We start from the raw sequence: 25,774 nt of genomic DNA, 5'->3' as shown, positions 1-25,774 counted from the left end.
CATTCGGGGACTTGATGGAGCCGTTCTGTTTGCCGTTTCGGATGCTAAAAGACCGCACCAACCCAAACCCACGCAATTGCCGTGCAATGGCTCCCGAAGCCGCTCAGACCTAGGGAAAATGCTCTACGACGCCGCTATGGTTTATGTGAAATGTTGAGTTCATAATGAGCGTGCTTTTTCGGAGGAGCACAAATTGAGAATAAAACAAGTCATCACGGGGATCGCAGCGTTAGCGTGTATGTCGGGCGTGGCCCATGCGCAATCTGCTGGATCCATCTACGGCACTGTGGGCTGGTTTCATTTTTCCCCCATCGATAGCAGTGGCCCACTCAAGGAAACCAGTGTAGGCGGATCGCCCGTCGATATCAGCGTACCGGGCACCGGCGCGGGTATCTCGAGCTCCGATACCGTCAGCTTCACGCTTGGTTACTTCGTCACCGACCATATCGCCACCGAACTCGAAATGGGCGTGCCGCCGACATTCGACCTCGAAGGCACCGGCACGCTCTCTCAATACGGCAAACTTGGCAGCGCCAAACAGTGGAGCCCAACGCTGCTCTTCAAATACTTCTTTGCTGCGCCTGAAGCGAAACTGCGCCCGTTCGTCGGCATCGGCGTGACGCATGTCTCGTTCAGCGACGCGAAGATCACGAATACCACTTTCGAAGGCTCCGTGCTGCATGGTCCGACCAGCGTCGATACGGATAGTTCGTGGGCACCGGTCTTTAATGTAGGCGCTGTCTATAATTTCACGCAACACTGGTTTGCGGGTTTCTCCGTCTCATTCATTCCGTTGAAGGCGAACGCCACCTTGAATACGGCGGCTCAAACACCTGTCGGCACGCTCAACGTTCAATCCAAAGCGAAGATCACGCTCAACCCGATCGTGACTTATTTGCGCGTGGGCTACCGTTTCTGAGTTGTTTTGCCTTTATCGCATTTATGTACTGCGATAAATGTTTCGATGCAAATAACACGCCGTCTGCGCGATCCGCATGACGGCGTGTTTTATTCGGCCGAGCTTGTAAATGTGACCCTCTAAAAAGGGAATAAGTTGCAGTTGTTACGCGGCATGCCGGAGCACGAAAGGCGTTTCATCCTTATCTCGACTGCATTAGCGTAAAAAGCGCGTATCCGGCATCGAATTTGCTGAATCATGGGTTTTCCCCGCGATTTTTCCCCGCGATTTCGGCGGGCAATCCACGACTCATCCATCGACGGAGCGATCCATGAACGCACTGCCTAATACGCGAGACGCCATCGGAGATTCCTGGAGCAGCACGACGCGACGCGCACGTCGCATGGCGCGTCACGGCCGCGACGCAGCGGAAGATATCGGTTCGGAACTGCGCTCGCTGCTCGGCGAACTCGAAGACGCGCTGTCCACCGGCACCGCCGCCGATGCCGCCGCACTGCGCGCGCAAATCAGCGAGCGGCTCGACAGCGCCCGCGACCGTCTGAACGACACCCACGCGGTCTTCCGCCAGCGCGCCAGCGAAGCATTCGACGGCGCCGACGCCTACATCCACGAAAAGCCGTGGCAGACCATTGCGCTGGTCGGCGGCCTGACGCTGGTCGCCGGCGTGCTGCTGGCGCCCGCCCGCTAGTCCTTCCGCGTGCGAAGGCTTAAGGCCGGTCAGCCGGCCGCGCCTTCCAAAAAATTCGCCCCGATGATGTCGATGCGGTCCGTACAGATCGCATCGACGCCCCATTGCGCGAGCAAGCGCGCGCGACGGTTCGTTGACCGTGTACGCCAGAATGCGCAAGCCCGCATCCCTGATTTCGCCGACGAGACGCTCATCCAGCGCGCGATGATTCGCGTGCAGCGAGACGCATGCGAGCGCCGCCGTCTGCGCGCGCCAGTCGTCGGGCACGTCGTCATACCGCATGCCGCGCGGCAGATGCGGCGCGGCATCGCGGGCGGCTTGCAGCGCTTCGAATGAAAACGATGACATCAGCGGCGCGACGGGCGCATCGGCCCACAGACGCGCGGCTTCTTGCGCGACCAGCGTGCCGGTTTCTTTATCGCGTCCCGGGCACGGCTTGATCTCGATATTCGCCATCAGATCGAGCGCGACGCAGCGCTCGTGGACCTGTGCAAACGACGGCATGCGCGCGCCCGTGAACTCCTCGCCGAACCACGCGCCCGCATCCAGCGAGGCCAGTTGCGCGTATGTAATCGATCTCGCCGCGCCGTGACCGTTCGATGTGCGGTCGACGTCGTCGTCATGCAACAGGAAAACGACGTTGTCCTCCGACAGCTTGGCGTCAAATTCGATCATCTTCAGGCCGAGGCGCGCGCCGACTTCGATCGCTTCGAGCGTGTTCTCGGGCGCGAGCTTGCCGCCGCCCCGATGCGCGACGATCGCGGGATAAGGCCAGGCTCTCATGACATTGCTCCGTTCAGTTGGCGCGCAATCCCGTCGTGGGATCGAAGAAATGCAGATGCCGCGCGGGCAGCGACGCCTCCAGCCGCTCGCCCCGCTGCGGCCGATGCTCGTGCGGCAGACGCACCGCGACATCGTGCTTGCCCCAGCGGCCGTGCGCGAGATTGTCCGCGCCGAGCAGTTCGGCGGAATTGACATCGAGCGTCGCGCGCGGAGCATCGACGTGGCCGGGCATCATGTGCTCGGGGCGAATGCCGACGATCCACTCGCGGCCGTGCATCGCGCTTGCCGGGCCGCTGACCGGAAGATGCGGACCATCGCCCGCGACGGCGAAGGTCGCACCGTCGTCCGACAGGCGGCCTTCGAGTAGATTCATCGCCGGCGAGCCGATGAAGCTCGCGACGAACACCGTCGCCGGATGCTCGTACACTTCGGTCGGCGCGCCGATCTGCTCCGCGTGCCCCTTGTTCATCACGATGACGCGTTGCGCGAGCGTCATCGCTTCGATCTGATCGTGCGTGACGTAGAGGCTCGTCGTCGCCAAACGCGCATGCAGGCGCTGGATTTCGAGCCGCATCTGCACGCGCAACTTGGCGTCGAGATTGGAGAGCGGCTCGTCGAACAGAAACACGGCCGGCTCGCGCACGATAGCGCGCCCCATCGCGACCCGCTGACGCTGCCCGCCCGACAACTCGCGCGGCTTGCGCGCCAGCAAATGCTCCAGTTCGAGAATACGGGCAGCATTGGCAACGCGCGCGTCGATGCTCGCGCGATCGGTGCCCGCGATCTTCAGCGCATACGCCATGTTCTGCGCGACGCTCATATGCGGATAAAGCGCGTAGTTCTGGAACACCATCGCGATATCGCGATCTTTCGGCTCCAGCTTGTTCACGACCTTGCCGCCGATTTCGATCGCGCCGTCCGACACGCTTTCGAGTCCCGCGACCATCCGCAGCAAGGTCGACTTGCCGCAGCCCGACGGCCAGACCATGACGACGAACTCGCCGTCCTCGATCGCCACGTCGATGCCGTGCAGCACGTACTGCGAGCCGTCGTAGGTTTTTTTCACGCCCTTGAGATTCAGCGCAACCATCTATGCGAGGTCTCCGTTATTTTTCCGCATCCACGAGGCCGCGCACGAACCAGCGCTGCATCGTCAGCACGACGGCGAGCGGCGGCAGCATCGCGAGCAGCGTGGCGGCCATCACGTAATGCCATTCGGTCGCGGTATCGCCCGATGCGATCATGCTCTTGATGCCGACCACCGCCGTCTGCAATGACTGCTGATTGGTGATCAGAATCGGCCAAAGATATTGATTCCATCCGTAGATGAAGGTGATGACGAACAGCGCCGCGATATTCGTCTTCGACAGCGGCAGCACGACGTCCCAGAAAAACCGCAGCGGCCCCGCGCCGTCGATGCGCGCCGCTTCCATCAGTTCGTCGGGCAGCGTCATGAAGAACTGGTGGAACAGGAACGTCGCCGTCGCCGATGCGATCAGCGGCAGCGTCAGACCGGCGTAGGTATTGGCGAGATGCATCGACGAGACGACTTGCACGGTCGGGAAGATGCGCACTTCGACCGGCAGCATCAGCGTGATGAAGATTAGCCAGAACGCGACGTTCTTCAACGGAAAACGGAAGAACACGATCGCATACGCCGACACGATCGACACCGCGATCTTGCCGATGCTGATCACCAGCGCCATCACCAGACTGTTGAGCAGCATGACGCCGAAGGGCGCGGCCGCATTGCCGCTGCCGTATTTCCAGATATGCGCGATGTTCTCGAACAGATGCGTGCTCGGCACGAGCGAGAGCGGCACGGTGAACACTTCCTTCGAGTTCATCGTGGCCGCGCAAAACGCGACATAGACCGGAAACACGATCAGCGCGACGCCGAGAATCAGCACCGCGTGGCAGAAGATATCGAAGCCGCGACGATTCTCGATCACGAGTACTGCACCCTGCGTTCGACGAAGCGGAATTGAACGACCGTCAACGCGACGACGATCAGCATCAGCACGACCGATTGCGCGCCCGAACTGCCGATATCGAGTCCCTGAAAGCCTTCCGCGAAAATCTTGTAGATCAGCGTTTTGGTCGATTGCGCGGGACCGCCGCCGGTCGCGGCATCGATGACGGGGAAGGTATCGAAGAACGCGTAGACGAGATTCACGACCAGCAGGAAGAAGCTCGTCGGCGACAACAACAGCAAGGCGATGCCGAAGAAGCACCGCACGGGACCGGCGCCGTCGATGGCGGCGGCTTCGATCAGCGATTGCGGGATCGCCTGCAAGCCCGCGTAGAAGAACAGGAAGTTGTAGCTCACCTGTTTCCAGACCGAGGCGAGCACGACGAGAAACATCGCCTGCGTGCCGTTCAGTGCGTGATTCCAGAGGATGCCTTGTTTCCCGAGCGCGTACGTCACCAAGCCGATGCTCGGATTGAACAGGAACGACCACAGCACGGCGGCGATCGCGGGCGCGACCGCGTACGGCCAGATCAACAGCGTCTGATATGCCTTCGCGCCGCGCGTCACGCGATCCGCGCACGCGGCGAGCAGCAGCGAAATGACGAGCCCGGACACGGTGACGAGCGCGCAGAACACCATCGTCGTGCTGAACGACGACAGATACAGCGGATCGGCGAACAACTGTTTGAAGTTCTGCAAGCCGACGAATTCGCTCGACGTGCCGAACGCGTCCTGACTTTGCGTCGCCTGCCAGAGCGCTTCGCCGGCGGGCCACAGAAAGAACAGCGCGGTGATCGCCAGTTGCGGCGCGACGAGCAGATACGGCAAGACGCTCGTATCGAAATGAGAGCGTTTTTCCATGCGCTTATATCCTGAACGAAAGCGCCCGCAATCCATGCGGGCGCGTGCGCTTAGTTTCGCTTAGTTGCCTGCTTTTTCGAAGCGGCGCAGCAGTTCGTCGCCGCGCGAGACAGCCGAATCGAGCGCCTGCTGCGGCGTCTTCTTCTCGGCCCAAACCTGCTCGAGTTCTTCATCGACGATGGTGCGGATCTGCGGCATGTTGCCCAGACGCAGGCCCTTCGTGTACAGCAGCGGCGGCTTGTTCAACATCTGCTTGATGGCGATATCCGCGCCCGGGTTCTTGTCGTAGAAGCCCTGCTTCTGCGTGAGTTCGTACGCGGCCTGCGTGACCGGCAGATAACCCGTGTCCTGATGCCACTTCGCGGCGACAGCCGGCGTCGACAGATACGCGAGGAACTTCGCGACGCCCTTGTACACGGCCGGATCCTTGCCCGCGAGCACCCACAGACTCGCGCCGCCGATGATCGCGTTCTGCGGCGCGCCCTTCACGTTCGCGTCGTACGGCATCATGCCGACGCCGTAATCGAACTTCGCGTATTTGGCGATGGTCGCACGCGAGCCCGACGAGTTCGTGATGATCCCGCAATCGCCGCTATAGAACTTCGACACCGGTTCGTCCTTGCGGCCGACGTAGGTGAACGTGCCTTCCTTCGCCATGTTCTGCAGGAACTGGATATGCGCGACCTGCAGCGGCTTGTTGAATTCGAGCTTGGCGTCGAGGCCGTCGAAGCCGTTGTTCTTCGTCGCGAACGGCGCGGCATGCCACGCGCTGTAGTTTTCCAACTGAATCCAGCTTTGCCAGCCCGACGAATAGCCGCACGAATAACCCGCCGCCTTCAGCTTCTTCGCGTCGGCTTCGACATCGGCCCATGTCTTCGGCGGCTGGCTCGGATCGATGCCGGCTTTCTTGAACGCGTCCTTGTTGTAGTAGAGCACCGGCGTCGAACTGTTGAACGGCATCGACACCAGATGGCCGGTTTTCGCGTCGCTGTAATAGCTCGCGATGGTCGGCACGTAGGCTTTCTCGTCGAGCGGCACGCCTGCCTGCTTGAACACGTCGTAGACGGGGATGACGGCTTTCTTGGCCTGCATCATCGTCGCGGTGCCGACTTCGTAGACTTGCAGGATCGCCGGCGCATTGCCGCTGCGATACGCCGCGATGCCTGCCGCGAGCGTCTGGTCGTACGTGCCCTTGAACACGGGAACGATCTTGTAATCGCTCTGCGATGTGTTGAAGTCGTTGGCGATGTCGTTGACGCGTTCGCCGAGCGCGGCTTCCATGCCGTGCCAGAACTGGATTTCCGTCGCGGCATGCGCGACGCCGCCGACACCGAACGCAAGGACGGCAGCCGCCGAGATCGAGCGGAACAAGGGCTTGCAGCTCATCGAGAAAGTCTCCGTTTTGAAGTCACGCGAGTTGAATCGCGCGATCTTAGTTGTTATCGATGACAAACAGGCGTTGATACTCTTTCAGTGCATAACGGTCGGTCATGCCCGCGATGTAATGCGCGACGAGCCGCGCCTGCGAGCTGCCGTGCGTGGGCGCAGCGGCATCGTTGGCCGATTCCTCCGCGACCGGCCCGCGCGCCTGATAAGCAGGCGGCAGCAGACGCGGATCTTCGATAAAGGCGTCGAACAAGCCGGTAACGACGCGCTTGGCCTTGTTGGCCATGCGCATCACGCGATAGTGACGATAGAGGTTCTTGAACAGAAAGCGCTTGAGCGCGGCGGCCTGTGCGGCGATTTCCTCGCTATGCGCGACGAGCGTCGGCGCGTGACGCACGTCGTCGAGCGATTCGGGTTTGACGCGCGCCAGATTGAGATTCGTCGATTCGATCAGATCGACGATCAGCGTATTGATGATGCGGCGGATGGTCTCGTGAATCAGCCTGCGCCCTTCGATGTTCGGATACTCCGCGCGCGCCGCCTCGAAGTGCGTGACCCAGAGACTCACTTCCGCGAGCTGTTCCAGCGTGATGAGGCCGGAGCGCAGGCCATCGTCGACATCGTGATTGTTGTAGGCGATTTCATCGGCGAGATTGGCGATCTGCGCTTCCAGCGACGGCTGCTTGCCGGTCAGAAAGCGCTCGCCGAGATCGCCGAGCTTGCGGGCGTTTTCGCGCGAGCAATGCTTAAGAATGCCTTCGCGCGTCTCGAAACACAGATTCAGCCCGTTGAACGCGCCGTAGTGTTCTTCGAGCTGATCGACCACCGCGAGACTTTGCAGATTGTGCTCGAAGCCGCCGTGATCGCGCATGCAGTCGTGCAGCGCATCCTGCCCCGCGTGACCGAACGGCGTATGCCCGAGATCGTGCGCGAGCGAGATGGCTTCGACCAGGTCTTCGTTCAGCCGCAGATTGCGCGCGACCGACCGCGCGATCTGCGCGACTTCGAGACTATGCGTGAGCCGCGTGCGAAAAAGGTCGCCTTCGTGATTGACGAAAACCTGCGTCTTGTATTCGAGCCGCCGGAACGCCGTGGAATGCACGATGCGATCGCGATCGCGCTGAAACTCGGTGCGCGCGGCGGGCGGCGTCTCGTGATGCCGACGTCCGCGCGATTGCAGCGAATGCGCGGCATACGGCGCGAGATGCGCTTCCAGATCGAGCGATGACGGCACGCCCGGCGGTACTTCACGTTTGATTTCGCTCACCGGTTGCTCCCGCATCGTTTCTGATTCTGGGCGCGTCGCTGGTCAGACGCTGGCTGCGAGCGTGTCGCGCACGGCCTGATCCGGGGCGCCCGTGATTTCGGTTGCGCCGAAGCGCGTCAGCAGGATGAACTTGATCTCGCCGGCTTCGGCCTTCTTGTCGACGCGCATCAGATCGACGTAGCGATCGTCGCCCAGCTTCGGCGCGACGACCGGCAGCTTGGCCGCTTCGATCACGCGCACCAGACGCTTGCGCGCGGCTTCGTCGAGCTTGCCGAGCCGCACGGACAGGTCCGCCGCCATCACCATGCCGCAGCCGACCGCTTCGCCGTGCAGCCATTCGCCGTAGCCGAGACCGGCTTCGATCGCGTGGCCGAAGGTGTGGCCGAAGTTGAGGATCGCGCGCTGGCCGCCTTCGCGTTCGTCCGATGCCACGACTGCCGCCTTGATCTCGCACGATTGCTTCACGGCGTGCGCGAGCGCGTCTTCGTCCTGCGCGTTGAGCGCGTCGATGTTCGCCTCGATCCACTCGAAGAACTCGACGTCCTTGATCGCCGCCGTCTTGATGACTTCCGCGATACCCGCCGCCAGTTCGCGTTCCGGCAACGTATGCAGCGCGCCGATATCGGCGATGACGGCTTGCGGCTGATAAAACGCGCCGATCATATTCTTGCCGAGCGGATGATTGATGCCCGTCTTCCCACCGACCGACGAATCCACTTGCGACAGCAGCGTGGTCGGCACCTGGATGAACGGCACGCCGCGCATGTAGCACGCGGCGGCAAAACCGGTCATGTCGCCCACGACGCCGCCGCCCAGCGCGATGAGCGTGGTCTTGCGGTCCGAGCGTTCGGTCAGCAGCGCATCGAAAATCTGATTCAGCATTTCCCAATTCTTGTACGCCTCGCCGTCGGGCAGGACGACGGTCGTCACCTTCTTGCCGAGCGGTGCGAGCGCGGCGCGCAACTGGTCGCCGTAGAGCGGATCGACCGTCGTATTGGTGACGATCGCGACGGACGCGCCCTTGATATGCGGCGCGAAAAGTTCGGTTCGACCGATCAGCCCCGCACCGATATGAATGGGATAGGCGCGCTCGCCCAGATCGACGCTGACGGTATTCATGGGGGTAATCGTGGCGGACATTTTATGACTCGGCCGGTTTGATGACGCCGGCCACCTCCAGTTGCATGAGGACCATGTTGACGAGCGCGTTCACGGTCGGGCGTCCCGTTTCCACGACGAAATGCGCGGTCTCGTGATACAGCGGGTCGCGCACCTTGAACAGCGCTTCAAGCTTCGCGCGCGGATCTTCGGTCTGCAACAGCGGCCGGTTCTTGTCGCGCCGCGTGCGCTGCCAGAGATCGTGCGGATTGGCGCGCAGATAAATGACGATGCCGCGATTCTTCAGATTTTCGCGATTTTCGGGCCGGAGCACCGCGCCGCCGCCCGTCGCGAGCACGATGCCGGGCCGCAGCGACAGCTCGTCGATCATGTTCGCTTCTCGCTGACGAAAGCCGTCTTCGCCTTCCAGTTCCCAAATCACCGGGATGCGCGCGCCCGTGCGCGCCTCGATTTCATGATCCGAATCGATGAACGAGCGCTGCAAACGGCGCGCAACCGCACGGCCCACGGTGGTTTTGCCTGCTCCCATGAGTCCGACGAAAAAAATGTTCGCGTTCGCGTGCCCTTCCTGCAACTCGGTTTCCTTCCAGTTCATCGAATTTCGTTCGTGCGGCAGCTTAAGGTCAAACCGCCTGCTTTGTCGAGTCGCGCCGCCCGCCGCGGCCGATGCCATCGGCCTCAGCCGCTCGATGCGATCACGTTCGGCGTGATCAGTATGACGAGTTCGCTCTTCGAGCTGCGTCGCGCGTCATGGCGAAACAGCCAGCCGATCAGCGGCAGTTTCGATAGTCCGGGCATGCCCGTGACGTCGTCGCGCTCGTCTTCCGCGTAAATGCCGCCGATCGCCACGGTGCCGCCGTTTTCCACTTCCACGCGCGTCTGCACGTGTTTCGTGTGGATGGCCGGCCCGTTCGCCGTCTGCTCGCCCAGGCTGTCTTTCGTGATGTCGAGATCCAGAATGACGTGCCCGTGCGGCGTGATTTGCGGCTCGACCTCCAGTTTGAGGGTTGCGCGCCGAAACTGCACGCCCGACATGCCGTTTCCGACTTTCGCCTGATACGGCACCTCCATCCCCTGCTCGACGATCGCCTTGACGCGATCCGCCGTCACCACGCGCGGCCGCGACACGATTCGCCCGCGCCCTTCGGCCTCGAGCGCGCTCAGTTCGACATTGAGCAGCCGCGTGGCCTGCGCGACGAACAGCGTGAGCCCGGCCGTCGCCGCGTCGAAACCGTTGATCGGCCCGGCAGACAGATCGTATACCACACCGTCATTGCCGCCCGTCACGCCGCGCGACGGCGGATCGCCCAGGCCCGCGACGGACAACTTTACGCCGAGATTGCGCGACAACCCGACTTCGCCTTCGACGATCTTCGCCTGCGGCGTCGGTTTGTCGAGCAGCGCGATGAGTTCGGCGATCTGCCGCACGCGCGCGTCGAGATCGGTGACGAACAGCAGATTGGTGCGCGCATCGGCCATTGCCGCGCCGCGTTTGGACAGCACGCGCTGGTTGCCCGCGCCCGTCAGCAGCTTGCGGACATCGTCGGCGCGCGGATAGCGCAGCACGAACGTCCCGCTCGAAAGCGGTTCGAGATCGGCGGCGCGTGCGTGCGCCTCGAAGCGCAGCTTTTCGCGCGCGGCGAGTTCGGCGAGCGGCGCGACCCAGATCACGTTGCCGTGCTGCTCCATCGCGAGGCCGTTGACTTCGAGCAGCGTATCGAAGGCGCGTCGCCACGGCACGGCACGGCGGCCAGATTCAGCGACACCTGCCCGCGCACCTTCTCGCTCGCGACGATATTGATGCCCGCGAATCGCGCGAACGCCTGCAGCGCCGCGCCCAGATCGGCGTTCTTCAGATCGAGCGTGATGGGCTTGCCGTCGTCCTGCGCGGCGTGCGGCGCGTCGAGATTGCGGGCGAGACGCGCGTGCGGCGCGTGCGGCGCGTGCGGCGCGTGCGGCACGGGCGGCCCTTCGAGCGGCTCGGTTTCCGTCGCGATGGTTTCCGTGCTCGCGGGCGTCGCGGGCGCTGGCGCTGGCGATAAAACGGGCGGCACGGTCGTATCGATCGCGGTCTGCTCGGACGGTTGCGATTCGAAGGCGTCCGGCAAGGGCGGCAACAGCGGTTCGGCGTTATCGCTCGCGCACGCGGTACGCATCGCGAGCGACAGCACGATGCACACGCCCGAAGTAATCGACATGAAGCGGCTCATTTGCGATCTCCCGCGTGCGATGCTTTTCCGCCTTTATCGAAGATCGAATAGCGCGGAATGCCGTGGGCGACGGCGGTCTCTTTCGGTTCATCGTCCATGCGTGGTTTGGCGCGTTTCGGTTTGGCGGGCGCATCGTCTCGCGGCAAGCGACGCTTCGCGACATGTTCCGCAGGCTCCGCCGCGATCTCGACGCTCGGCACGCGCGCGAACGATCCCGTGTCGCGGACATCGGCGAAGCTCAGGCTGCGCGATACGCCGTCGACGCTCGCCAGTTCGATCGCGTGCGGCGCGATGCGCCCGAGCCGTTCGTCGCCGATCATCTGCCCCGGCACGAAGTCGTCGACGCCCGGCCCGTTCTGCACGAGCGCCATCGCGCTTCACGCGCCGACGATGGTCCCGACCAGCAGCAAGTCCCCGCCGCGCGCGAATCCACCCGCCGCGTCCTTGCCGAACGGATCGACGACGAACGCATCGGCGCGCGGCGCGGCGGCGAGCGGCACCGCCGGCAGCGTTTCATACACGCGCAAGATCGTGTCGATGCTCAACGCGCCGGCCTGACGCTTCATCTGCGTGCGCTCCGGCACGACCAGACGCGGCAAACCGGCGAGCGCGTCGAGGAAGCGGCCTATTTCGCCGAACGCGCCTTCCGCGCGGAATCGCAAGGCGCGCGCGGACGCTTGCGGATCGGTCGCCGCGCCTTTGACGCGTTCCGGCGCAACCGGCTCGATTTCCGTCACGCGCAGGCCGCTTTGCGCGGCGATTCCCGCGATTTCGCGCAGCGCGTCCGCGCTCGTCCATTGCCCGGGCGACAGGCGGCCATTCCCCACGGTCGCCACGCGCGCCCGCAAATCCGGCAAGTCGGCGACGAGCCGGCGCGTGTCCGTCACCTTCGTGCGAGCGGCCACGAGCGCGCTGCGGCTCGCGTCGACATCGATCAAGGCGGACGCGCGCCATGCCGTCGCGCCGAGCGCGAAAACGAGCGTCGCGAGACCGAACCCCGTCACGACGGTGCGACGTCGCGACCATGTTTCGATCGGCGAAAAAGCGCTTTGGGCGGAAAGGGACATCGTGATCGCGGTCATCGATTGCTCCCGTTCGCGACCATCGCGCCACGCGGATAGCGCACCAGCGCCGTGAATTCGTAGCGCTCGGGAACGGCCGACGCGGTGTCCGCGCGACGCTTCATCTCGATCACTTCGACCGATTGCACGCCCGCCACGTCTTCCAGACGCTTGAGCCAGCGCGCGGCGCTCGGCGAATCCGGCGCGAACGCCGCGAGTTCGACTTCGTCGGTCCGCTGCGAAACGCGTTGCAGCGCGATGCCGCGCTCGGGCGGCGTATCGGCGAGTGCATGGAGCAGCGCCAGAAAACGGTCGCGCGGCGCGGCGAGCGGTTGCGCCTGCTGTCGTGCGCGCCGGCGCTCGGCTTCGGCGCGCGTGAGCCGCGCATGTTCGTCGACCTGCGCGTTCGATGCCCGCAACGACGTTTCGAGCGTCGCGCGCTCCGCGTCGAGCCGCGCGCGTTCGAAGGCGTCCCAGCCGACGACCGCGCCCAGCGCCGCGCCGCCCGCGACACTCGCCGCGATCAGCACGGCGAGCCGTCGCTGCCGAAGCGCCCGCCGCTTTTTATAGCGATATGGCAACAGGTTGAAGTCATCGGGAAAAACCGGCTTTGTCGCGCTCATTCCATCACCTCGCGCAGCGCCAGGCCGAACGCGACCGCGAAGCGCGGCGAGTTGATGTCCTCGTCGGACATGTCCTTGCCGCTGCAATAAGGCGCTGGTCGAAACTCTTGCACGGCGCACCCGAACAGCGCGGCGAGCACCGCGGGCGGCAAACCCGCGCGCGCCATCAGCTCGACGTCGCCGCCCAGATAAATGCGCTTGACCGGCGCGTGTCCGCCCGCCAGATCGCGCAACGCCTCCGCGATGCTCCGATACTCCGGCGCCGGATAACGCGCATCGGCATCGAGCGCGCGTTCGCCGATATGACGCATGGCGCGCAGCGCCGCGGCCGGTTCGCCGTCGATGGCGGCCAGCGAAATGCCCGCCATCGACGCGCTCTCGACGCGCGCCTCCACATGACGCCGCGCCGTCGCCGCGATCGACACGTGCGCGCGCCCGTTGTCGCGCGGCTGCACCGACCAGTCGACGGCCAGCGCGCCGCGCTCGATGCCCGTCGCGCGCTCCGCTTCCGCGAGCACCGCCGGTTCGAGCAAGCCCAACGGATCGCCGCCGACGAGCGCCGTGCGCGCCTCGCGTGCATCGATCAGTTGCATCAGCGGCACGCTCGTCGTGAACGTGGTCGCCGACGCCAGGCCGATCGCGCATCGCAGCAAGCGCCACGAACCGCTCGCGGGCAAGCGCCCGAACGCCTCGCGGATCGCCGCGACGACCGCCGCGCGATCGACGAAATCGCCGTTCACGACCGCGCCTTCGGGCAGCGCGACGCGCTCCAGCCGATCGATGCACACGGTTTCCGTCGTCGATGTCACCGGCCTCATCCGCCGGCTGACGATCGCGCGCGCACGGCATCCTCGCTGACCTCGATGCCCGCCGCGAAGCGCCGCGCGACTGTCAGCACCGATCCCCGCAATGTTGTTTCGTTCTCCATTCACCACCTCGATTGCTGCTCCCGCGCGCCGAACCGTTCGGCGTTTTGCGGTAACAGAATTGTGGTGAGATGCGGCTGCGCCGAACATTTAGCCGGATGGCATAGGCGCGCGACAAACAGATGCTTCGGCGCGCCATTGGAGGTATCGTGAGAAACGCATGCGCACCCGGCCAGTGGCGCGCGAAATCAGCCTGCAAAAGGAGGTGCGATCCGGCAGATGAATCGATGCGAACGTTGCGCGCCGCATCCGATGTAAGCGTTCAGAAAACTCCTATACCTGGACGGCTATAATCGCGTGACCGTTTTTGGTGGTGCTATGCAATCCTCTTCTCCGTCTCATCCGCCGTCCCAACCGCCTGAAGTAAAAAAACCGCAACGCCGTTCCTGGTGGAAGCGGCTATTGCTCGGTTTCTTCGTCAGCATTGCCGGCATAATCGTCTGCGCGGGGCTCGTGCTCGCGTACGCGCTGGTCGTCGCCATGCCCAACCTTCCGTCGCTCGAAGCGCTGACGGATTACAAGCCGAAGGTGCCGCTGCGCATCTACACGGCGGATCACGTCCTGAGCGGCGAATTCGGCGAAGAACGCCGTCGCGTCGTGCGAATTCAGGACGTGCCCGATCATCTGAAAAAAGCCGTGCTCGCCATCGAAGATGCGCGTTTCTACGATCACGGCGGCGTCGATCTGACCGGCATTCTGCGGGCGGGCACGGTGGCGCTGTCGAACGGCCACGCGTCGCAGGGCGCGAGCACGATCACGATGCAGGTCGCGCGCAACTTCTTCCTGTCGAGCGAAAAGACCTACACGCGCAAGATTTACGAAATGCTGCTCGCCTACAAGATCGAGCGCGCGCTGACGAAAGATCAGATTCTCGAGGTGTATATGAATCAGATCTATCTCGGACAACGCGCGTACGGTTTCGCGAGCGCGGCGCGCGTCTATTTCGAAAAGGATCTGAAAGATGTCACGCTGGCCGAGGCCGCGATGCTCGCCGGTCTGCCGAAAGCGCCGTCGGCGTATAACCCGGTGGTCAATCCGAAGCGCGCGAAGGTGCGACAGGAATACATCCTTCAGCGGATGCGCGAGCTGAACTTCATCAGCGAAGACGAATACGAAAAGGCCAAGACCCAGCCGCTGGTCGTGAAGGGCCAGGGGCGCGAATTCAGCGTGCACGCCGAATACGTCGCGGAAATGGTGCGTCAGATGATGTACGCGCAATATCGCGAGGAAGCCTACACGCGCGGCCTGAACGTCGTGACGACCATCGATTCCGCCGATCAGGACGCCGCCTACCGGGCCGTGCGCAAGGGTCTGATGAACTACGAGCATCGTCACGGCTATCGCGGGCCGGAAGGCTATATCGGAAGGATCCGGGCGATCGCGAGCAGGCCATCGACGATGCGCTGGCCGAGCATCCGGACAACGGCGAGATCGTCGCGGCGGTGGTCACGTCGGCGAGCCCGAAGGAAGTGAAGGCGAGTTTCATCGACGGCAACGTGGCGACGATCAACGGCAGCGATCTGCGCTTCGTGCAGTACGCGCTGGGTCCGAAGGCGCAGCCCAACTCGCGGATTCGTCCGGGCGCGATCGTGCGCCTGATGAAGAACGACGACGGCGACTGGATCATCACGCAGTTGCCGCAAGTCGAAGGCGCGCTGATTTCGATGGTCCCGCAAGACGGCGCGATCCGCGCGCTGGTCGGCGGCTTCGACTTCAACAAGAACAAATTCAATCACGTCACGCAGGCCTGGCGTCAGCCGGGTTCGAGCTTCAAGCCGTTCGTGTATTCGGCGTCGTTTGAGAAGGGTTTGTCGCCGGCGACGATCATCAACGACGGCCCGCTGTTCTTCAGCGCGGCGGAAACCGGCGGTCAGGCGTGGGAGCCGAAGAACTACGGCGGCGGCTTCGACGGCCCGATGACCATGCGCGCCGCGTTGCAGCGCTCGAAGAACATGGTGTCGATCCGCATCCTCAACCATATCGGCGCGAAGTACGGTCAGCAGTACGTCACGCGCTTCGGCTTCGACGCGGACAAGCAGCCCGCCTATCTGCCGATGGCGCTCGGCGCGGGTCTCGTCACGCCCTTGCAGATGGCGGCGAGTTACGCGGTGTTCGCAAACGGCGGGTATCGCGTGAATCCGTATCTGATCGCCGATATCACCGATCCGTACGGCGCGGTGGTGTCGCATCCGCAGCCGCTGGTGGCGCAGCAAAGCGCGCCGCTCGCGATCACGCCGCGTAACGCGTATGTGATGAACAGCCTGCTGCAAAGCGTCGCGCAGCGCGGCACGGGCGCGAAGACCAACGAGTTGAAGCGCACCGACCTCGCGGGCAAGACCGGCACGACCAACGATACGCGCGATGCATGGTTCGCCGGCTATCAGCGCTCGCTGGTGGCGATTGCATGGATCGGCTACGACAATCCGCGCAGTCTGGGCGACAAGGAAACCGGCGGCGGTCTCGCGCTGCCCGTGTGGATGGACTACATGAAGCGCGCGCTGCAAGGCGTGCCCGAGTACAAGCCGCCGATACCGCCCGACGTGAAGACGCTCGGCGGCGAGTTGTACTTCGACGACATGACGCCGGGTCACGGCTTCGTCGCGACGGTCGGCGTCAGTCAGGCGCCGGCGGACATCGGCGTGTCGGGTGTCACCGCGCCGACGCCGGATGTCGGCGATCAGGAAAAGCAGGACATCATGAATCTTTTCAAGGGCCAGTAAGCGGCTCGAACGGCCAAACGAAAACGCGAGCGGAAGACCTCTTCCGCTCGCGTTTTTTTATGCCTTGAAGCTGACCGTTTCGCCTGCCTGTTCGGTCGAATACTTCGATAGCGTGGCGAAGAATTCGCTGTTGTCGCGCGTATCGCGCCAGGCGCCATCGACGTATTTGTAGTGGAAACCGCCCGCCTTCGCCGCCAGCCAGATCTCATGCTTGGGCGGCTGAAGATTCACGATCACCTTGGTGCGATTCTCGAATTCCAGCGTCAATACATTGCCGCTGCGCTCGAATTCGATATCGGCGTCGGCGTTGTCGACCGAGCGCTCGATCGCCGTCAGCGCGGCCTCCGCCAGCCTCAGGTATTCCTGGTCCGTCATGCTAAACTCCATCGATTAAACGCGAATAAACGGGGTATAGGGACGTCATGCGAGTCGTTTTCAGGATGAGCGCGATTGTAGCGGCTTTGAGTGTGAGTGCCGCGACGCTGCTCGCGCTCGGTGGCTGCGGGCAACGCGGTCCGCTTTACTTGCCCTCGCCGCCGCCCATGCCGCAACGTCCCGCGGACCTTCAGGATACGCCGCCTTCGCGTTCCGCTCCGAGCGGCGAAGTGCCCGAAACATCCGGTCAGCCTCTGCAACTCGCGCCGAAAACGGACCTGAAATCGGCGCCGAAGTCCGCCGAGTAATCCGCTAAGTCATCCGCTTCGTCCCACGCGCATCCCGCGCGCACTTTCGATGTCACGCATGAACGATTCCGCATTCCACTATGTCGACGGCGTGCTGCACGCCGAAGGCGTTTCCGCCGCGACGCTCGCGGATCAATTCGGCATGCCGCTCTACGTCTATTCGCGCGATGCGCTGACCCGTGCCTACCGCGCTTACGCCGATGCATGCGCCGGTCGTCGCGCGAAGATTCACGCCGCGATCAAGGCCAACAGCAATCTCGCGGTGATCAACCTGTTCGCGCGCATGGGCGCGGGCTTCGATATCGTGTCGGCGGGCGAACTGGCGCGCGTGATCGCGGCGGGCGGCAAGGCCGAAGACACGGTGTTTTCGGGCGTCGGCAAGTCGGTCGCGGAGATGCGCGAGGCACTAGAAATCGGCGTGAAATGCTTCAACGTCGAGTCGATTCCCGAACTGCATGCGCTGAACGAAGTCGCGCAGTCGCTGGGCAAGCGCGCGCCGGTGTCGCTGCGCGTGAATCCCGACGTCGACGCGAAAACGCATCCGTACATTTCCACTGGCCTCAAGTCGAACAAGTTCGGCGTCGCGTTCAAGGACGCGCGCGCGACGTACCGCGCGGCGGGCGCCATGCCGAACCTCGAAGTGATCGGCATCGATTGTCATATCGGTTCGCAGATCACCGAAATCAGTCCGTATCTCGACGCGCTCGACAAGGTGCTCGATCTCGTCGAACAGATCGAAGCCGATGGCATGCGCATTCGTCACGTCGATGTCGGCGGCGGTCTCGGTATCACCTACGACGACGAAACGCCGCCGGATATCGGCCAATTCGTCACGACGCTGCTCGATCACATCGAGAAGCGCGGCCACGGCGAGCGCGAAGTCTATTTCGAGCCGGGCCGCTCGCTGGTCGGCAATGCGGGCGTGCTGCTGACGCGCGTCGAGTATCTGAAGCCGGGCGAGGAAAAGAACTTCGCCATCGTCGATGCCGGCATGAACGATCTCGCGCGTCCCGCGATGTATCAGGCGTTTCATCGCATCGTGCCGGTCACGCAGCGCGATGGCGCGAAGGCGCAGACTTACGATGTCGTCGGTCCGGTGTGCGAAAGCGGCGACTGGCTCGGGCGCGATCGCGCGCTCGCAATCGAGCAAGGCGACGTGCTCGCGATCTGCTCGGCGGGCGCGTACGCCTTCGCGATGAGCTCGAACTACAACACGCGTCCGCGCCCGGCCGAAATCATGGTCGACGGCGATCGCGCGCATGTCGTGCGCGAGCGTGAGGAAGTGAAGCAGTTGTTCGCGGGCGAATCGGTTCTGCCGAGCTGACGCGTCATCCGCTCAATGAAAAAGCGATGCCTTCGAAAGAGGCATCGCTTTTTTATGCGCGCCGCCGCGACGCGCGCGTTCGAAGCCACGTAATCACGCGCCAACCCAGCAGCACGATCACGATCGCGCCGTAAATCTTCGGCAACGCGAGATCGTGCTTGCCCGCTTTTATCCACCAGAAATGGAGGATGGCGAGCGTGGCGATCAGATAGATCGTCCGATGCAGCGTCTGCCAGCGGCGGCCGAGCTTGCGCACCATCGCTTTCGGCAATGTCACGGCCAACGGAATCAGCAGCACGAACGCCGCGAATCCGGCCGTGATGAACGGCCGCTTGCCGATATCCTTCAACATCGCGGCGACATCGAACCACTTGTCGAACCAGATGTAGGTCGTGAAATGCAGCACGGCGAAGAAGAACGCATACAGGCCGATCATGCGCCGGAAACGCGCGAGCGCCGTGACGCCGGTGAGCCGTCGCACGGGCGTGATCGCGAGCGTGATGCACAGATAGACCAGCGTCCAGAGTCCGGTCGAGCGCGCGATGAACTCGATCGGATTCGCGCCGAGTCCGCCCGTCACGCCGAGCAGCACGATGCGCGCGAGCGGATACAGCATCGCGATAAAGACGACAACCTTCGCCGGCACGACCCAACGCGGCCCCGTCGCGACGCGCGCGCTTTTGAGCTGAGAAGCGGACGACATCGCGCTAGAAGTTCTTCTTCAGGTCCATGCCCGCGTACAGCGACGCGACCTGATCGCCGTAGCCGTTGAACATCAGCGTCTTGCGCTTGGGCGTGAAAAAACCGTCCTCGCCGATACGCCGCTCCGTCGCCTGACTCCAACGCGGATGATCGACATTCGGATTCACGTTCGAATAGAAGCCGTATTCGGTCGGCGCGTAAGTGTTCCAGCTTGTCGGCGGCTGCTTCTCGACGAAGCGGATTTTCACCAGCGACTTCGCGCTCTTGAAGCCGTACTTCCACGGCACGACGACGCGCACCGGCGCGCCATTCTGGTTCGGCAGCACTTCGCCGTACAACCCGACCGTAAGCAGCGTCAGCGGATTCATCGCCTCGTCCATGCGCAGGTCTTCGGAATACGGCCAGTCGAGAATCGGCGTGGACAAGCCGGGCATCTGCGACGGATCCGCGAGCGTGATGAATTGCACGTACTTGGCGTTGCCCGTCGGTTCCGCGCGCTTGATCAACTCGGACAGCGACACTCCGATCCACGGAATCACCATCGACCAGCCTTCGACGCAGCGCAGCCGGTACACGCGCTCTTCGAGCGGCGCGAGCTTGAGCAATTCGTCGATGTCGTAGACCTTCGGGTTCTTGATCGCGCCTTCCACCGACACTTTCCACGGACGCGGACGCAGCGTGCCCGCGTGCTCGACGGGATCGCCCTTGTCGGTGCCGAACTCGTAGTAGTTGTTGTAGCTCGTGATGTCCTTGAACGGCGTCGGCTTGTCCTGCGCGACGAATTTCGCGTTGGTCGCGGCGGCGAGCTTTTTGGCTTTCGCATCGGGCGAGGTCAGCGTCGCGTGCGCGAGGCCGCTCGTGCCGGCGAGTCCCGTCGCGGCGAGCGCGCCGATCGAACGCAGCGCGCGCCGCCGGTTCTCGAACACGTCGCGTGGCGTGATTTCGTGACTCGCGATGTCATCGCCATACAGCGCGCGGTTACGTCTGATCCACATGTTTCGTCCCTTCGAATCGCATGAAGTCTTATACGGTCAAACAGCAGTTTGGATGCCACTATTCCAGTCTGAAGCGAAAAAAAACCGCCAGCGCGAAGCATGGCGGTTTTTTCGTTCGATGACGCGGCGAATCAGAGCTTGCCGTAGCTGTGCAAACCGGACAGGAACATGTTCACGCCGAGGAACGCGAACGTCGTGACGACGAGGCCGGTCAGCGCCCACCAGGCGGCAGCCGCGCCGCGCAGGCCCTTCATCAGGCGCATATGCAGCCACGCCGCATAATTCAGCCAGACGATCAGCGCCCACGTTTCCTTCGGGTCCCAGCTCCAGTAACCGCCCCACGCTTCCGCCGCCCACAGCGCTCCGAGAATCGTCGCGATGGTGAAGAACGCGAAGCCGACCGCGATCGACTTGTACATCACGTCGTCGAGCACTTCGAGCGACGGCAGGCGATCGGCCAGGAAGCCGCGCTGCTTCGCGAGATACGCGACCGAGACCATTGCCGACAGCGCGAAGCTGCCGTAACCGATGAAGTTCGCCGGCACGTGAATCTTCATCCACCAGCTTTGCAGCGCGGGCACGAGCGGCTGAATCTGCTGCGCATCGCGTGCGATCGAATACCACATCAGGAAGCCGACGGCCGCGCTGATCACCAGCAGCACGAACGCGCCCATCGAACGCGTCGCGTAATGCTGTTCGTAATAGAGATAGAACAGTGCGGTAATCAGGCAGAACAGTACGAACACTTCGTACAGGTTGGAGATGGGAATGTGTCCGACGTCCGTACCGATCAGATACGACTCGTACCAGCGCACCATCATGCCGGTGAAGCCCATCTGCACCGCGAACCACGTCATGCGCGAGCCGATCGCGCCACCCGTCTGCGATCGCGAGACCAGGCCGATCCAGTAGAACAGCGTGGCGAGTACGAACAGCGAACTCATCCACAGAATCGCGGACTGGCTCGACAGGAAGTATTTGAGGAAGAAATTGGTGTCGGCGCGCGCGAGATCGCCCTGATAGAGCTGGATCGAGAACAGCGCCATGATCGCGATCATCGCGATCAGCAGACGCACCGGCTTCCAGCGCCAGCCGAGCACGGTGAAGGTCGGCACGGCGGCGACCAGCACCGACATGTCGTACACGTCCATGTGCGCGTGATAGCGGTTCAGCGCGAAGCCCGCGCCCATCGCGATGGCGAACAGCCAGTCGATCGGCGTCAGCCTGCGCAGAAACGGACGATCGTCGAACTCGGCGACATCGGGAAGCCCCGACGCGGAAAGCCCCGTCTTGGCAGGTGCGTGGGAGGAGGTTTGTGTGAGGTCCATGATCTTACCGTGTTGAAACTTCCGAGCTTTCGGCTTCGGATTGCGAGGACGCGTGGGTCGCGCTCGATGATGCATCGGCATCGGCATCGGCATCGGCGGCGTCGAGCGGCTTCGCGCCGAGCGCGGCGCCGATTTGCGCGCGGGTACGCACGAATTCCTTCTCGAAATCGTAGGTGCGGCGGGCGGTGGACATCGCCATCAACACGCTTGCGCCGCCCTGCCCGTTATCTTTGAGCCAGAACCAGAGACGGCGTTCACGTACGTAAAACATCGAGAAAATGCCGATCACCAGCAGAAGGCTGCCAAGATACACCACTTTTTTACCCGGCGCGCGTGTCAACTGGAATACCGACGCCTGAATCTGCTTGAAACTGTCCAGTTGCAGGAAGACGGGAGATCCGTACAGAAAGCTGTCGGAAAGCGCGTTGATGGACGCTTGTACGAAAGCCGTGTTCTTTTCGTCGATCTTCGCGTCGGGCTGGCCATTCTGTTCGCGCGCGATTTGCCAGACGTCCCACATCGCGCCTTCGAGCATGCGCATCAGCAGGCCGGCGGCCTTTTCCTGCTCGCCCTTCGGCACTGATTTGTCGATGAACATTGCGATGCTCTGGAAGCCGCCGTTGATCTGCGGATTCTCGCCCGCGCCGAGCTTGTCGGCGCCCGCGAACAGATTCAGCACGCGATTCGCGCTTTCTTCCAGATGCTTCTGCAGTTCGGCGTTTTCCTGCGGCACCGAACGCAGCGCGAAACGATGCGCGGCTTCGGCGCGCGTCGCGGGCGTTTCGAGTGCGGCGCGCAGGTTCATCCACTGCTTGATCGAGCTTTGGTCGTCGGCGGGAATGCGCAGATAGCGGAACGGATCGTTCGGGCTCACGCGCATGCCGGCGAGGAACATCGGCTGACCGCCGACATCGACCGGCAGCATGTAGTTGCTGTATTCGCGCGCCTGGCCGTCCGAGCCGCGCACCTTGTACTGCACCGACGGGCCGATATTGCGCAGATCGGTCGGCTTCGAGGTTTTCGCGCCTGAACCGAGACGTTCGTCGAAGGCATCGCGGAAGGTTTCCTTCTTCGCGACGCCGCGCGCGTCCGGCATGCCGCTGCCATCCGTCATGTTTTCGACGTTGATCGCGCGGAAATCGGTGAATTCGACGGTTTCGCCCTTCGAGCCGACGATCTGCGGACTAATCGGCGCGTTGCCGCCGATCGTGCCGTTGAACGGCACCGTTTTCGCGCTGCCGCCGGTCATCGGCCAGGCGGTCATCTCGAGCTTGGAGCCGCCGTCCTGGAACGACGATTGGTAGATCGACACGCCATCGTAGGTAAACGGTTTGTTCACCTCGACGCGCGCCGGAATGCGTGCGCCGGTCTTGTGATCGATCACGACGATATCGCTCGCGAAGAGCTTCGGCATGCCGGTCGAGTAGTAATCGACGATGAACTTGTTGAGCTGAATGGAGAACGGCAGATCCTGAACGAGCGTCCCGTCCTGCTGATTCAGCATGGCCGTGCCGACATACTGCCCTTCCGGCACCCACGCGTAACCGCGAAATGTCGGATTCGACACCGACAGTCGATGCGCTGGCGGAATGTCGTTGATCACCGCGTTGGTGTTGATCGGCGTCTTGTTGAACATCCACATTTGCAGCTTGATCGGCAGATTGCTGTCGAGCAGCCCGCCGATACAGATCACGACGATCGCCAAGTGCGCCGAGATGTAGCCGATCTTGGTCATCGCGCCGCGCTTGCCGGCGATCAGCGTCGCGCCGTTGTCCGTCTGACGCGTGACGAAGCGGTAACCCATCTTCGTGCTGAGCCGTTCGAGCGTCGCGGCGGTCTTCGCGCGATCCGCCCCGACGAGAAACTCGCCCTTGTGATGGAACGCGCGCAGGCTGCCTTCATGCACGCGATCCTTCCAGCTCTTCATGTCCGCGATCATCTTCAGGCCATTGCGCACCACGCACAACGATACCGAAATTACGAGGAAGATCAGGATCAGCATGAACCACCACGCGCTGTACACGTTGTACAGGCTCACGCCGCGGAAAATGTCCGCCCAGAACGGGCCGAACTGATTGACGTAGTTGGGGTACGGGTCTTCCTGCGTGAGCACCGTGCCGATGATGCTCGCAATCGCCAGCACAACCAGCAGCGCGATGGCGAAGCGCATCGAACTCACGAGTTCCACGAAAGCACGCCCGGCGCGGCGACTCGACTTCGACTGCATTCCCGATGTGGTGACGCTCATTCAAACTCCGGCTGAACAGCAAAAAAGGGTGGAGACGCAAGCGGCCCTGCGGCCGACGTCCCACCCTTTTTCTTGTTTTTGCGCCGGTCTCTTTGGACCGGCTTCGTAGTATGGGCGATTCCCGGATTTCATGCCGAGGAACCGCTGGACGCTGCGTAATGCGTTAGTGCAATCCGGCGATGTAATCCGCTACCGCTTTCATTTCCGCCTCGTTCAGACGCGAGGAAATCTGGTGCATCGGCTCGCTGTTGTTGCGTTGCCCCGATGCAAACGCGTTCAACTGAGCCACGGTGTAATCGCCCCACTGCCACGACAGCCGCGGATACTGCACCGGAATGCCCATGCCGGTTGCACCGTGACAGGCGGCGCACGCCGGTACGCCCTTGTCCGCGATGCCGCCGCGATAAATCTTCTGCCCGAGCGCGACGTCGTTCTTGTCGCGCGCGAAGCCCTGTTTGGTCTTCTGCGACGCGAAGTACGCCGCGACGTTCATCATGTCCTGCTCGTTCAGCGCGCCCGCGATACCCGCCATGATCGGATTGTTGCGCGCCGGCGCTTTTGCGCCCGGCTGCGTTTTGTAATCCTTCAGTTGCTTGACGATGTATTCCGCGTGCTGACCCGCCAGCTTGGGAAACGACGCGCCGGCGCTGTTGCCGTCCGCGCCGTGGCACGCCGCGCACACTTGCGTCGCGATGGCCTGACCGCGCGTGACGTCCGGCTTGGCCGGCTGCGCGGGCTCCGCCGCACTTGCTGATACCGATACCGCTAGTCCACTCAAACCTGCACCGAAAGCCGCCGCTGCTCGAAGCACCACCAGAGACCTGTACAGTCGGTTCATTCGCGTACCCTGTTTTTCGTCTTGTGAGAATGTGAGGTTCTGCAGAAAACGACGGCGACCGCAACGTCACCGCAAGATACCCGAACGAAAGGGCACGACTAAGGGCAATTAAGCGCCCCGAAAACTGTCTCGCTCCTTTATCGGTCGGCCTGCGGCTCTTTCCCGGCTTGCCCTATGCGGGTCTTTAAAAATCCGTCGTATTGTACAATAACCCGCTACACGCAAAGACGCCAGTCGGGGCATGCCCAGTATTTGCCGGGTTCTCAAGGCTATAAGTTTTCGCAGCTCTTTCGATCGGCCCGCCCAATGTCATTCCTGCTCCATCAATCCCGCTTCTTCACGACCGTCAATCATCTGCGCGATCTGCCGCCTACGCCGCAGCCGGAAATCGCCTTCGGCGGGCGCTCGAACGCGGGGAAATCGACGGCGATCAACGTGCTCTGCAACCAGAAACGGCTCGCCTTCGCGAGTAAGACGCCGGGCCGCACGCAGCACATCAACTACTTCTCAGTCGGCCCGAAGGACGATCCGGCGGGCTTTCTCGTCGATTTGCCCGGTTACGGCTACGCCGAAGTGCCGGGTGCGGCGAAGGAACACTGGCAGCGTCTGCTGTCCACCTATCTGCAAAGCCGCGCGCAATTGCGCGGCATGATCCTGATGATGGATTCGCGCCGTCCGCTGACCGATCTCGACCGGATCATGATCGACTGGTTCGCGCCGACCGGTAAGCCGATTCACACGCTGCTGACAAAATGCGACAAATTGACGCGTCAGGAGATGACCAACGCCCTGCGCGCGACGAAGAAATCGCTGGCCGAATACACGGACGCAGGCTATCGCGGCGAGCTGACCGCGCAGCTTTTCTCGGCGCAAAAGCGCGTCGGCCTCGATGAGGCGCACGAACTGATCGAAAGCTGGCTGATCCCCGAAGAAGCGGGCAAAGCGGCGGCGGAAGGCAGCGCGGAATAAGCGTGTCGTAGCGCTTGGGCGGCATAATCGGGATAGGGGCAGGCCTCGCGGCCCGACCCCTCCCACACCACCGTGCGTACGGGTCCGTACACGGCGGTTCGGATCAGTTGATCGGCGCTGGACCGACCGACGGCAGGCCCAGCGAACGGAAG

At 63.0% G+C, this 25,774-nt stretch carries 22 protein-coding genes and 3 pseudogenes; 6 read left to right on the top strand and 19 right to left on the bottom strand.

Going from position 1 to position 25,774, the window contains the following annotated elements; all coding sequences use genetic code 11:
- Window positions 1–193: 193 nt before the first annotated feature.
- Together BVER_RS09405 and BVER_RS09400 are read left to right on the top strand one after the other, a co-directional pair.
- Window positions 194–919 (top strand): OmpW/AlkL family protein, encoded by a 726-nt coding sequence (locus tag BVER_RS09405; RefSeq protein ID WP_050453061.1) that lies wholly within the window; start codon window positions 194–196, stop codon window positions 917–919.
- Window positions 920–1,229: 310 nt separating this feature from the next.
- Entirely contained in the window at window positions 1,230–1,607 is a 378-nt protein-coding gene (locus BVER_RS09400) for an ElaB/YgaM/YqjD family protein (protein WP_050453060.1), read from the top strand.
- Window positions 1,608–1,636: 29 nt separating this feature from the next.
- On the opposite strand, the pseudogene ugpQ reads toward BVER_RS09400, so the two are convergent.
- The 13 genes and pseudogenes from ugpQ to pilM form a co-directional block, all read right to left on the bottom strand.
- Window positions 1,637–2,390: pseudogene (gene ugpQ / locus BVER_RS09395) on the bottom strand (glycerophosphodiester phosphodiesterase).
- Window positions 2,391–2,403: 13 nt separating this feature from the next.
- Window positions 2,404–3,480 carry a sn-glycerol-3-phosphate import ATP-binding protein UgpC gene (locus BVER_RS09390; protein WP_050453059.1) on the bottom strand — a complete coding sequence of 359 codons (1,077 nt, stop codon included), beginning with the start codon at window positions 3,478–3,480 and terminating at the stop codon, window positions 2,404–2,406.
- Window positions 3,481–3,496: 16 nt separating this feature from the next.
- Complete coding sequence (ugpE, locus tag BVER_RS09385; RefSeq protein WP_050453058.1) at window positions 3,497–4,342, bottom strand: sn-glycerol-3-phosphate ABC transporter permease UgpE; 846 nt, start codon at window positions 4,340–4,342, stop codon at window positions 3,497–3,499.
- Window positions 4,339–5,223: a sn-glycerol-3-phosphate ABC transporter permease UgpA gene (ugpA, locus tag BVER_RS09380; RefSeq protein WP_050453057.1), complete on the bottom strand. Its 885-nt coding sequence runs from the start codon at window positions 5,221–5,223 to the stop codon at window positions 4,339–4,341. The genes ugpE and ugpA overlap by 4 nt, the downstream gene beginning before the upstream one ends.
- Before the next feature lie 60 nt (window positions 5,224–5,283).
- Window positions 5,284–6,609 carry a sn-glycerol-3-phosphate ABC transporter substrate-binding protein UgpB gene (gene ugpB / locus BVER_RS09375; protein ID WP_050453056.1) on the bottom strand — a complete coding sequence of 442 codons (1,326 nt, stop codon included), beginning with the start codon at window positions 6,607–6,609 and terminating at the stop codon, window positions 5,284–5,286.
- Between the two features lie 46 nt (window positions 6,610–6,655).
- Window positions 6,656–7,891, bottom strand: a complete 1,236-nt coding sequence (locus tag BVER_RS09370) for a deoxyguanosinetriphosphate triphosphohydrolase (RefSeq protein WP_232316465.1) — start codon at window positions 7,889–7,891, stop codon at window positions 6,656–6,658.
- Between the two features lie 27 nt (window positions 7,892–7,918).
- Entirely contained in the window at window positions 7,919–8,995 is a 1,077-nt protein-coding gene (gene aroB / locus BVER_RS09365) for a 3-dehydroquinate synthase (protein WP_050453066.1), read from the bottom strand.
- Window positions 8,996–9,017: 22 nt separating this feature from the next.
- Window positions 9,018–9,590: a shikimate kinase gene (locus BVER_RS09360; protein WP_370444219.1), complete on the bottom strand. Its 573-nt coding sequence runs from the start codon at window positions 9,588–9,590 to the stop codon at window positions 9,018–9,020.
- A gap of 83 nt (window positions 9,591–9,673) precedes the next feature.
- Window positions 9,674–11,151, bottom strand: a pseudogene (locus BVER_RS09355) (type IV pilus secretin PilQ).
- 50 nt (window positions 11,152–11,201) lie between these two features.
- The gene (locus BVER_RS31340) at window positions 11,202–11,576 is read right to left on the bottom strand and encodes a hypothetical protein (protein WP_157055982.1); all 375 of its coding nucleotides are present in this window, start codon (window positions 11,574–11,576) and stop codon (window positions 11,202–11,204) included.
- 6 nt (window positions 11,577–11,582) lie between these two features.
- The gene (locus BVER_RS09350) at window positions 11,583–12,287 is read right to left on the bottom strand and encodes a type IV pilus inner membrane component PilO (RefSeq protein WP_157055981.1); all 705 of its coding nucleotides are present in this window, start codon (window positions 12,285–12,287) and stop codon (window positions 11,583–11,585) included.
- Window positions 12,284–12,889 carry a PilN domain-containing protein gene (locus BVER_RS09345; protein WP_050453055.1) on the bottom strand — a complete coding sequence of 202 codons (606 nt, stop codon included), beginning with the start codon at window positions 12,887–12,889 and terminating at the stop codon, window positions 12,284–12,286. Before BVER_RS09345 ends, BVER_RS09350 begins: the two co-directional genes overlap by 4 nt.
- Window positions 12,886–13,698, bottom strand: coding sequence for a type IV pilus biogenesis protein PilM (pilM, locus tag BVER_RS09340; protein ID WP_232316464.1), 813 nt, complete (start codon window positions 13,696–13,698; stop codon window positions 12,886–12,888). The genes BVER_RS09345 and pilM overlap by 4 nt, the downstream gene beginning before the upstream one ends.
- Before the next feature lie 435 nt (window positions 13,699–14,133).
- On the opposite strand from pilM, the pseudogene BVER_RS09335 reads away from it, so the two are divergent.
- Window positions 14,134–16,535: pseudogene (locus BVER_RS09335) on the top strand (penicillin-binding protein 1A).
- Between the two features lie 57 nt (window positions 16,536–16,592).
- Here the strand turns inward: BVER_RS09335 and cyaY are convergent.
- Window positions 16,593–16,910 (bottom strand): iron donor protein CyaY, encoded by a 318-nt coding sequence (cyaY, locus tag BVER_RS09330; protein ID WP_050453054.1) that lies wholly within the window; start codon window positions 16,908–16,910, stop codon window positions 16,593–16,595.
- A 47-nt stretch (window positions 16,911–16,957) separates the two neighbouring features.
- On the opposite strand from cyaY, the gene lptM reads away from it, so the two are divergent.
- Both lptM and lysA read left to right on the top strand, forming a co-directional pair.
- On the top strand, window positions 16,958–17,218 hold the full coding sequence (gene lptM / locus BVER_RS09325; protein WP_050453053.1) for an LPS translocon maturation chaperone LptM: 261 nt from the start codon (window positions 16,958–16,960) through the stop codon (window positions 17,216–17,218).
- Window positions 17,219–17,276: 58 nt separating this feature from the next.
- Window positions 17,277–18,542, top strand: a complete 1,266-nt coding sequence (lysA, locus tag BVER_RS09320; protein WP_050453052.1) for a diaminopimelate decarboxylase — start codon at window positions 17,277–17,279, stop codon at window positions 18,540–18,542.
- A gap of 52 nt (window positions 18,543–18,594) precedes the next feature.
- Here the strand turns inward: lysA and msrQ are convergent, their stop codons facing one another.
- The 5 genes from msrQ to BVER_RS09295 form a co-directional block, all read right to left on the bottom strand.
- Complete coding sequence (msrQ, locus tag BVER_RS09315) at window positions 18,595–19,245, bottom strand: protein-methionine-sulfoxide reductase heme-binding subunit MsrQ (protein ID WP_050453051.1); 651 nt, start codon at window positions 19,243–19,245, stop codon at window positions 18,595–18,597.
- A 4-nt stretch (window positions 19,246–19,249) separates the two neighbouring features.
- Window positions 19,250–20,239 carry a protein-methionine-sulfoxide reductase catalytic subunit MsrP gene (gene msrP, locus BVER_RS09310; RefSeq protein WP_050453050.1) on the bottom strand — a complete coding sequence of 330 codons (990 nt, stop codon included), beginning with the start codon at window positions 20,237–20,239 and terminating at the stop codon, window positions 19,250–19,252.
- A 131-nt stretch (window positions 20,240–20,370) separates the two neighbouring features.
- Window positions 20,371–21,567 (bottom strand): c-type cytochrome biogenesis protein CcsB, encoded by a 1,197-nt coding sequence (gene ccsB / locus BVER_RS09305; protein WP_050453049.1) that lies wholly within the window; start codon window positions 21,565–21,567, stop codon window positions 20,371–20,373.
- A gap of 4 nt (window positions 21,568–21,571) precedes the next feature.
- A complete protein-coding gene (locus tag BVER_RS09300; RefSeq protein WP_050453048.1) occupies window positions 21,572–23,815 on the bottom strand; it encodes a cytochrome c biogenesis protein ResB in 2,244 nt (747 codons plus the stop codon).
- Window positions 23,816–23,978: 163 nt separating this feature from the next.
- The gene (locus tag BVER_RS09295) at window positions 23,979–24,653 is read right to left on the bottom strand and encodes a c-type cytochrome (protein ID WP_050453047.1); all 675 of its coding nucleotides are present in this window, start codon (window positions 24,651–24,653) and stop codon (window positions 23,979–23,981) included.
- Window positions 24,654–24,959: 306 nt separating this feature from the next.
- Here BVER_RS09295 and yihA point away from each other — a divergent pair, with 306 nt between their 5' ends.
- Window positions 24,960–25,622 carry a ribosome biogenesis GTP-binding protein YihA/YsxC gene (gene yihA, locus BVER_RS09290; RefSeq protein ID WP_050453046.1) on the top strand — a complete coding sequence of 221 codons (663 nt, stop codon included), beginning with the start codon at window positions 24,960–24,962 and terminating at the stop codon, window positions 25,620–25,622.
- Window positions 25,623–25,774: the final 152 nt, after the last annotated feature.

Origin of the sequence: Candidatus Burkholderia verschuerenii, from assembly GCF_001189365.1 — a bacterium.
In the GTDB taxonomy this organism is placed as follows: Bacteria; Pseudomonadota; Gammaproteobacteria; order Burkholderiales; family Burkholderiaceae; genus Caballeronia; species Caballeronia verschuerenii.
Note: the sequence above shows the minus strand (reverse complement) of the source record. Positions and strands in the feature narration are given on the sequence as shown.

Bases quoted from the DNA above. Each gene is read 5' to 3' on its own strand.
- BVER_RS09400 (WP_050453060.1), top strand. From the start codon at position 1,230: ATGAACGCACTGCCTAATACGCGAGACGCCATCGGAGATTCCTGGAGC.
- lysA (WP_050453052.1), top strand. From the start codon at position 17,277: ATGAACGATTCCGCATTCCACTATGTCGACGGCGTGCTGCACGCCGAA.
- BVER_RS09345 (WP_050453055.1), bottom strand. From the start codon at position 12,889: ATGAGCGCGACAAAGCCGGTTTTTCCCGATGACTTCAACCTGTTGCCA.
- BVER_RS09360 (WP_370444219.1), bottom strand. From the start codon at position 9,590: ATGAACTGGAAGGAAACCGAGTTGCAGGAAGGGCACGCGAACGCGAAC.
- ccsB (WP_050453049.1), bottom strand. From the start codon at position 21,567: ATGGACCTCACACAAACCTCCTCCCACGCACCTGCCAAGACGGGGCTT.
- BVER_RS09295 (WP_050453047.1), bottom strand. From the start codon at position 24,653: ATGAACCGACTGTACAGGTCTCTGGTGGTGCTTCGAGCAGCGGCGGCT.
- BVER_RS31340 (WP_157055982.1), bottom strand. From the start codon at position 11,576: ATGGCGCTCGTGCAGAACGGGCCGGGCGTCGACGACTTCGTGCCGGGG.
- msrQ (WP_050453051.1), bottom strand. From the start codon at position 19,245: ATGTCGTCCGCTTCTCAGCTCAAAAGCGCGCGCGTCGCGACGGGGCCG.
- BVER_RS09300 (WP_050453048.1), bottom strand. From the start codon at position 23,815: ATGAGCGTCACCACATCGGGAATGCAGTCGAAGTCGAGTCGCCGCGCC.
- BVER_RS09370 (WP_232316465.1), bottom strand. From the start codon at position 7,891: ATGCGGGAGCAACCGGTGAGCGAAATCAAACGTGAAGTACCGCCGGGC.
- aroB (WP_050453066.1), bottom strand. From the start codon at position 8,995: ATGAATACCGTCAGCGTCGATCTGGGCGAGCGCGCCTATCCCATTCAT.
- lptM (WP_050453053.1), top strand. From the start codon at position 16,958: ATGCGAGTCGTTTTCAGGATGAGCGCGATTGTAGCGGCTTTGAGTGTG.
- yihA (WP_050453046.1), top strand. From the start codon at position 24,960: ATGTCATTCCTGCTCCATCAATCCCGCTTCTTCACGACCGTCAATCAT.
- ugpB (WP_050453056.1), bottom strand. From the start codon at position 6,609: ATGAGCTGCAAGCCCTTGTTCCGCTCGATCTCGGCGGCTGCCGTCCTT.
- msrP (WP_050453050.1), bottom strand. From the start codon at position 20,239: ATGTGGATCAGACGTAACCGCGCGCTGTATGGCGATGACATCGCGAGT.
- ugpA (WP_050453057.1), bottom strand. From the start codon at position 5,223: ATGGAAAAACGCTCTCATTTCGATACGAGCGTCTTGCCGTATCTGCTC.
- cyaY (WP_050453054.1), bottom strand. From the start codon at position 16,910: ATGACGGACCAGGAATACCTGAGGCTGGCGGAGGCCGCGCTGACGGCG.
- BVER_RS09350 (WP_157055981.1), bottom strand. From the start codon at position 12,287: ATGACCGCGATCACGATGTCCCTTTCCGCCCAAAGCGCTTTTTCGCCG.
- BVER_RS09390 (WP_050453059.1), bottom strand. From the start codon at position 3,480: ATGGTTGCGCTGAATCTCAAGGGCGTGAAAAAAACCTACGACGGCTCG.